Origin of the sequence: Paenibacillus sp. FSL R7-0179, assembly GCF_038002265.1 — a bacterium.
In the GTDB taxonomy this organism is placed as follows: Bacteria; Bacillota; Bacilli; order Paenibacillales; family Paenibacillaceae; genus Paenibacillus_AQ.
The window spans coordinates 1-1,441 of sequence record NZ_JBBOCC010000006.1 but is presented as its reverse complement, the minus strand read 5'-3'; the positions used below and the strand labels follow the sequence as shown (position 1 = coordinate 1,441).

General features: G+C 46.7%; 1 protein-coding gene. It reads left to right on the top strand.

The annotated features are described in order from the left end of the window. Positions 1–126: 126 nt before the first annotated feature. Complete coding sequence (locus MKX63_RS32500; protein ID WP_341014490.1) at positions 127–1,320, top strand: transposase; 1,194 nt, start codon at positions 127–129, stop codon at positions 1,318–1,320. Positions 1,321–1,441: the final 121 nt, after the last annotated feature.

Genomic DNA, 1,441 nt, shown 5'->3' with positions numbered 1-1,441 from the left:
GAGCATTTTGCATTAATCTAAGCCCTTATTACACAAAGGTTTTTCGAGCATGAAAAAGGACTTCACCCCAACTTGGAGAAGTTTTTTGGTAACGACACCAAAACACTCAAGAGGAGGAAGCCCCCTTTGTATATTCTCCAAGAAAGTCTATTTTCCTTTGAGGAGCTTCAAAAAATTGAATCGAAAGAACGACTGCCCCTCTTTTTCAGTGCACTGGATCTACGGCCGTATGCGAGACAATTAAGAAATCCTTCACCCCGAGGAGCGGACGGGCACTGCCGTCAAGGCATTCTTCGCGCATTACTCGCGGCTCCCTTAGAAAACATCGATACGTTCACCGGCCTAGCACGCAGACTGGAATTTGACCTTCGTTTCCGTTACCAATGTGGACTTCGGCTGGACATTCCCGCCCCTTCGATTTCTACGTTAAGTCGGGTTTTTGCCGAACTGACATGCAAAAACCTTGCCCAGCAGTTGTTTGAGGATCTTGTTGCTCAGTGTCAGGAAGCCGGAATCCTAGGCGGCACGCATGTCGCCATCGACAGCGCAGCCATTCACGCCTACGAGAAAAAAGAACCCAAGCGAAAAAGCGAACTCACCGGCAATGCCAATTGGGGAGTTAAACTCGATACGTTTGGCAACAAAGTCAAGTGGTTTGGCTATAAGCTGCACCTGGCCGTCGATACGGAGAGTGAACTTCCGATTGCCCTAAAGGTTACACCTGCTCATGTAAATGATGGCGATGAGGGACCTACACTCATGAAGCGAACCGCCGAACGATTCAAGCCTCGTTTTTTCATGCTGGATGCAGGATATGACCAAATGAAAAACTACGAAATGGCTCGCAGCGTCAAGGCCCAGGCCATTATTCCAATGAACCCGCGAAACGAAAAGGAACCTCCTGCAGGGATGACAAGCAAAGGGACGCCATGCTGTTCGATGGGGTTTCCAATGACGTATTGGGGACAGGAAAAGGAACGTTTGAAGTTTCGTTGTCCACACGCTACGGGGAAAGTGGATTGTCCTTTAGGTATGACGGCCTGTTCGTCTTCCAATTACGGAATGGTCGTTAAGGTCAGTAGCAGAGACGATTTACGTCGCTATGCGTTACCACACCGAGAAAGCCGAAATTGGAAAGAACTCTACAACAAGCGAACAAGTGTAGAACGATGCAATTCTCGAATGAAGACCTACCTAACCGCAGACCAATTACATGTTTGGGGCATTCAGAAAGTCACGACTCACCAATATTTGAATGCCATTATTTTGCTTGCTTCTGCGCTAGCTATCTCGAGACAACGAGGCACAAACGCCGCTTAAAATTTCAATCCTCTGAAAATTCTGCCCGTCTGTCCATTTTCATCTTTTTCACTCAAAATCTCAATTCAGCTTGAGATATAACCTTCTTTTTTTTCTTGAAAATGAATTATGCAAAATGCTC